A 5,017-nucleotide genomic window follows, 5' to 3' on the forward strand; every position below is an offset into this window, starting at 1 on the left:
AGCAACTCACGGAAGAGCGCGTCGGCCTCGGCCATCACGTTCTCGAAATCCTTCGTCCGGTGCGAAATCGAAAGCAGGGAAAGGCCCGAACCGTTGAAATCTACGATAGCTTTTGCTGCGTTCTGGATGACTTCGTCTGCGAGGATCGAGGGTCCCGCGTTGAAATTGTGCTTTTTCATAATATTCGGATGTGAATTTAGTGTTTCGGACTCCAGCCTGTTAGTTTACTAACACAAATATAAATAAAATATTCCGGAGAATACAACAGTTGTGCAAAACTTGTTCAAAGAAATTTCACTCGGCGTCCCGAACGCTCGGCATTTTGAATTGTTTTTATTACTTTTGCCCAAACTTAACATCCTCCGCAAATGGTAAAATCCATGACGGGCTTCGGCAAGGGCGAAGCCACGCTGCAAAATAAGAAGATCACGGTCGAAATCCGTTCGCTCAACTCCAAACAGCTCGACCTCGGGCTGCGGCTTCCGGCCGTATACCGCCAGTCGGAATACGAAATCCGCAATATCATCACCCGCACGGTACAGCGCGGCAAGGTCGATGTCTTCGTGACCGTCGAATCGCAGACCGTGGAGACCCCGGCGCGTATTAATAAAGAGGTATTCGCCGCCTATGCCGGGCAACTGCGCGACGCGGCGCAAAACGCCCGGCTCAACTATGCGGGGATCGGGTGGGACAGCGCTGCCCTGCAGGCCATCATGCGCCTGCCGGATGTCGTATCGACCGAAACGGAGAGCATCTCCGACGAGGAACACGCGGCGCTGGTCGCCGCCACCGAATCCGCCGTGGCGCAGCTCGACGCGTTCCGCCTGCAGGAAGGCGCGATCCTGATCGCCGACCTGCTGGGCCGCGTGGACAAGATCGAAGGCTACAAACAGGAGGTCGTGCCTTTCGAAAAGGCCCGCACGGAGACGGTCAGGGCCCGCCTGCTGGAAAACCTCGAAAAGCTGCAGGTCGACGTCGACCGCAACCGGCTGGAGCAGGAGATGATCTTCTACCTCGAAAAACTCGACATCACCGAAGAGAAGGTGCGCCTGGCCAACCACTGCAGGTATTTCCGCGAGGTGGCCGCCCAAGAGGAGGGCGCAGGCCGCAAGCTGGGCTTCATCGCACAGGAGATGGGCCGCGAAATCAACACGATGGGCTCGAAGGCCAACGAATCGAACATCCAGATACTCGTAGTTAAGATGAAGGACGAGCTGGAGAAGATCAAAGAACAGGTACTGAACATATTATAATGGGCAAGGTTATCATATTCTCCGCCCCGAGCGGTTCCGGGAAGACGACCATCGTACGCGAATTGCTGAAACGGTTCCCGCAGTTCGAATTTTCGGTATCGGCGACCAGCCGCGCACCCCGCGGCTGCGAGCGCCACGGTTGCGACTACCACTTCATGACGCACGAAGAGTTCATGCGCGCCGTCGCGGAAAACCGTTTCGTGGAGTGGGAAGAGGTCTACCAGGGCACTTGCTACGGCACGCTGCGCTCGGAGGTGGAACGCATCTGGGCCAAGGGCAACATCATCGTCTTCGACGTGGACGTCATCGGGGGGATCAACCTCAAACGCATCTTCGGCGACGACGCCTGCTCGATATTCGTCATGCCGCCCTCGATCGGGGAGCTGCGCCGCAGGCTCGTATGCCGCGGCACGGACGCCCCGGAAGTGATAGACCGCCGTGTGGCGAAGGCCGAATTCGAACTGACGAAAGCCCCCGAATTCGACCACATCGTCGTAAACGACTCGCTCGACGAGGCGATCCGCGAAACGACTGCGATCATCGACCAATTCATCGCACGGCAGCCATGAAACGCGTCATGCTCTATTTCGGGTCGTTCAACCCCATCCATAAAGGGCACATCGCCCTGGCGGAATACGCCGTGGAAAAAGGACTGTGCGACGAGCTGGTGCTCGTCGTTTCGCCCCAGAGCCCCTACAAACAGGCCGAAGAGCTGGCCCCCGAGATGGATCGGTTCGAAATGGCCGAGACGGCCTGCGCGGCGTCGCGCTATCCCGACCGGATAAAACCCTCGGTCGTCGAATTCCTGCTCCCCAAGCCGTCGTATACGATCGACACGCTGCGCTACCTGGCCGAGAACCACGGCGCGGATATGGAGTTCTCGATCCTCATGGGCGCCGACCAGATAGAACGGCTCGACGGCTGGAAAGAGTACGACCGCATCCTCGAATACCCGGTATACGTCTATCCCCGCCGCGGCGAAAGGGTGGACAGGTTCCCCGGCCGCATCATGGTGCTGGAAGACGCGCCGCTGCAGGATTTTTCCGCGACACAAATCCGCGAACGCATCGGGCGGGGCGAGGATGTCTCGCAGATGCTCGACAAGGGCGTCGCCGACCACATCCGCCGCAAGGGGCTGTGGAACCCGACGGCCCGCAAATCGGCCCTGACGGCACAGATCGCCGCCGATCCGGAAAACACGGCGCTCTACATGGAACGGGGCAAGCTCCACTACCGCCTCAACGAGTGGGGTGCAGCCCTCAACGACTTCAACCGCGTACTGCAAACAGACGACAGCCACGCCGAGGCGCGGCAGTATGCACAAATGGTACAGGAAATACTGGAATTCAGATATAAAGACATATACAACCCCTGACAATGACACGCCTGAAGATTGCCCTCATGGCGGGCGGAGATTCGCCCGAACGGGGGATCGCGCTCCAGAGCGCCGCACAGATCGAAGCGGCGCTCGACCATACGAAATACGACATCACGGTCATCGACCTCCACCACCGCGACTGGCACTACACGGCCCCCGACGGACGCGAGTGGCAGGTCGACAAGAACGATTTTTCGCTCACGGTGGAAGGCGAGCGCAAAGCATTCGACTACGCCCTGATCATCATCCACGGCACGCCCGGCGAGGACGGCAAGCTGCAAGGCTACCTCGACATGATGGGCGTCCCTTATTCGTCGTGCTCGATGACCTCGTCGGTCATCACCTTCGACAAGATCACCACCAAGCGCACCGTAGCGGGACGGGGCATCAACCTCGCCCGCGAGATTTTCCTCTGCAAGGGCGAAACGGCCGACCCGGACAGGGTGGTCGCGGAGTTCGGACTGCCGCTCTTCATCAAGCCCAACGCCAGCGGCAGCTCGTTCGGCGTGACGAAAGTCCATACGCGCGACGAGGTGCTGCCCGCCATCGAGGCGGCCTTCGCCCAAAGCGACGAGGTGCTGATCGAAGAGTGCATCGCGGGCCGTGAAATGGGCTGCGGCATGATGGTGGCCGGAGGCAGGGAATACCTGTTCCCGATCACGGAGATCGTATCGAAAAAGGATTTCTTCGACTACCAGGCCAAATACACCGAAGGCTATTCGGACGAGATAACCCCCGCCGACATCGCCCCGGAAATTGCGGAGGAACTGCACCGCATGACCCGCATCGCTTACAGGGCATGCCGCTGCTCGGGTGTCGTACGCGTCGATTTCATCGTCACGCCCGAGGGCAAACCCTACCTGATCGAAATCAACTCCATCCCCGGCATGAGCGCCGGGAGCATCGTCCCCAAGCAGGCACGGGCCATGGGCATGTCGCTGGGAGAGATGTTCGACCTGATAATCGCCGACACCTGCCGCAAATGATCGAAATCGATGACAAAATCGTGAGCGCAGACCTGCTGCGCGAATGTTTCGCCTGCGACATCGCGAAGTGCAAGGGTATCTGCTGCGTCGAGGGGAATGCCGGGGCGCCGCTCGAAGCGGAGGAGGTCGGCATACTCGAACGCGAATATGCGGCCTACAAGCCCTATATGACGCCCGAGGGCATCGAGGCCGTCGAGCGGCAGGGCTTCATGGTCATCGACGAAGACGGCGACCTGACCACGCCGCTGGTCGGCGATGCGGAGTGCGCCTATACCTACCAGGAGAACGGCATCACGCTCTGCGCCATCGAAAAGGCGTGGCTGGAGGGCAAGACCGCCTTCCGCAAACCGATCTCATGCCACCTCTATCCGATCCGCGTCGTGCGGTTTTCGAACGGTACGGCAGGGCTCAACTACCACCGCTGGTCGGTCTGCGCCCCGGCGCGCGAATGCGGCCGCAGGCTGGGAATCCCGGTCTACAAGGCGTTGCGCGAACCGATCGTGCGCCGTTTCGGCGAGGAATTTTACAAGGCGCTGGAAGCCGCCGAAGAATTTATCCGACAACAATAAAATACAGATGAAAAAATACTGCCTCACCTATATGGCCGCCATTGCGGCACTCTCGGCATCGGCCGCAGCGCCGCAGGCCGAACGCAAAACCGATTCGCTGCACATCGCATCCCTCTCGCCCAGGGAGGCTGCGACCATAGACTCCATCGTCGCAATGCGCGTGCGGCTCCAGCCCAAGCAGATCGAGTCGATTTTCGACACCAACGACGTGGTGGCCATCGACACGCTCGACTCGGGCAACGACGCCATACAGGTGGTGCTTTACAGCAACAACACGTGGAAATACGTCCGCAACCGCGAGATAGCCAAGGACAGCACCATCTTCGAGAAATACTGGGATACGACAACGCTCGTCCCCTACAAGGAGGTGGACATGTCGTCGATGCCCAAATCGGTGGTCATCGACCTGGTGGACTCGGTCACGAGCTACCACTGCCCCTACCAGGGTTCGGTGCACCCGCGCGGCAAATACGGCCCGCGCCGCCGGCGCCAGCATCAGGGCGTCGACCTGCCGCTCAAGGCGGGCGACCCGGTCTACGCCACGTTCTGCGGCCGCGTGCGTATTTCGGAATATAACAAGGGCGGCTACGGCAACCTGGTCATCATCCGCCACGACAACGGGCTCGAGACCTACTACGGGCACCTTTCGGAGCGCATGGTCGAGCCCAACCAGTGGGTCGAGGCCGGGCAGATCATCGGTCTGGGCGGCTCGACGGGGCGCAGCACGGGGCCGCACCTGCATTTCGAGACCCGCTATTACGGGCAGTCGTTCGACCCCGAGCGGCTCATCGACTTCAAGAACGGACTGCTGTGCCGCGAGACCTTCCTGCT

The 5,017-nt window shown here is 60.0% G+C and carries 6 protein-coding genes and 1 pseudogene; 6 read left to right on the plus strand and 1 reads right to left on the minus strand.

The annotated features are described in order from the left end of the window. Positions 1-179 (minus strand): annotated as a pseudogene (locus tag QVP03_RS08625) (3-phosphoserine/phosphohydroxythreonine transaminase); the annotation flags it as partial. Positions 180-380: 201 nt separating this feature from the next. Between QVP03_RS08625 and QVP03_RS08630 the strand changes: the two are divergent. The 6 genes from QVP03_RS08630 to QVP03_RS08655 form a co-directional block, all read left to right on the plus strand. Then, the gene (locus QVP03_RS08630) at positions 381-1,253 is read left to right on the plus strand and encodes a YicC/YloC family endoribonuclease (protein WP_022333083.1); all 873 of its coding nucleotides are present in this window, start codon (positions 381-383) and stop codon (positions 1,251-1,253) included. Beyond that, complete coding sequence (gene gmk, locus QVP03_RS08635; protein ID WP_018695831.1) at positions 1,253-1,822, plus strand: guanylate kinase; 570 nt, start codon at positions 1,253-1,255, stop codon at positions 1,820-1,822. The genes QVP03_RS08630 and gmk overlap by 1 nt, the downstream gene beginning before the upstream one ends. After that, positions 1,819-2,628: a nicotinate (nicotinamide) nucleotide adenylyltransferase gene (nadD, locus tag QVP03_RS08640; protein WP_276792577.1), complete on the plus strand. Its 810-nt coding sequence runs from the start codon at positions 1,819-1,821 to the stop codon at positions 2,626-2,628. Before gmk ends, nadD begins: the two co-directional genes overlap by 4 nt. A gap of 2 nt (positions 2,629-2,630) precedes the next feature. Next, on the plus strand, positions 2,631-3,617 hold the full coding sequence (locus QVP03_RS08645; protein ID WP_022333085.1) for a D-alanine--D-alanine ligase: 987 nt from the start codon (positions 2,631-2,633) through the stop codon (positions 3,615-3,617). Then, positions 3,614-4,186 carry a DUF3109 family protein gene (locus QVP03_RS08650; protein ID WP_022333086.1) on the plus strand — a complete coding sequence of 191 codons (573 nt, stop codon included), beginning with the start codon at positions 3,614-3,616 and terminating at the stop codon, positions 4,184-4,186. The genes QVP03_RS08645 and QVP03_RS08650 overlap by 4 nt, the downstream gene beginning before the upstream one ends. Positions 4,187-4,217: 31 nt before the next feature. Then, on the plus strand, positions 4,218-5,017 hold an 800-nt coding region (locus QVP03_RS08655), incomplete at its 3' end, for a M23 family metallopeptidase (protein ID WP_288210721.1).

Source organism: Alistipes sp. CAG:29, assembly GCF_000435435.1.
Lineage (GTDB): Bacteria > Bacteroidota > Bacteroidia > Bacteroidales > Rikenellaceae > Alistipes > Alistipes onderdonkii.

What these genes read in the sequence shown, in the direction of transcription:
- QVP03_RS08630 (WP_022333083.1), top strand. Translation starts at nt 381, where the DNA reads ATGACGGGCTTCGGCAAGGGCGAAGCCACGCTGCAAAATAAGAAGATC.
- gmk (WP_018695831.1), top strand. Translation starts at nt 1,253, where the DNA reads ATGGGCAAGGTTATCATATTCTCCGCCCCGAGCGGTTCCGGGAAGACG.
- nadD (WP_276792577.1), top strand. Translation starts at nt 1,819, where the DNA reads ATGAAACGCGTCATGCTCTATTTCGGGTCGTTCAACCCCATCCATAAA.
- QVP03_RS08645 (WP_022333085.1), top strand. Translation starts at nt 2,631, where the DNA reads ATGACACGCCTGAAGATTGCCCTCATGGCGGGCGGAGATTCGCCCGAA.
- QVP03_RS08650 (WP_022333086.1), top strand. Translation starts at nt 3,614, where the DNA reads ATGATCGAAATCGATGACAAAATCGTGAGCGCAGACCTGCTGCGCGAA.